This window comes from Streptomyces sp. 13-12-16, from assembly GCF_002114215.1.
In the GTDB taxonomy this organism is placed as follows: domain Bacteria; phylum Actinomycetota; class Actinomycetes; order Streptomycetales; family Streptomycetaceae; genus Streptomyces.
In genome coordinates this window covers 1-359 of sequence record NZ_NCTE01001423.1, presented here as the reverse complement: position 1 = coordinate 359, position 359 = coordinate 1, and the positions used below count along the sequence as shown (strand labels likewise).

Here is a 359-nt window from a genome sequence, read left to right as displayed (position 1 = left end):
CCCCCCCCCCCCCCCCCCGCCTCGGCCGACGACCTCCAGGACTGCCTCCGCCTCGCCACGGACTTCGACGAGGCGACGCGGGAAAGCGCCCGGTTGCGCGCCTTCCTCCTGGCCGATCTCGGCCGCTACCGCGCGGCCCTCCCCGGCACGGCCGCCGGCTACCTCACGCTCCTGGAGGAGGCGCTGGGCGCCGGATACCGCCCCCACTCCGACGACCTGGCCGCCCTCCGGGCCCTGCGCGGCAACCCCACCGCCGCCGCCCTCCTGCGCCACTGCCGCCGTACCTTCCTCCTGGCCCTCCCCGGTGGCCGCGCGGCCACCGAGGACCCGCGGAAGGAGCAGGACCCGGCCCGGAAGCC

1 pseudogene is annotated in these 359 nt (G+C 78.8%); it reads left to right on the top strand.

The annotated features are described in order from the left end of the window. Positions 1-359 (top strand): annotated as a pseudogene (locus B7767_RS42000) (hypothetical protein); the annotation flags it as partial.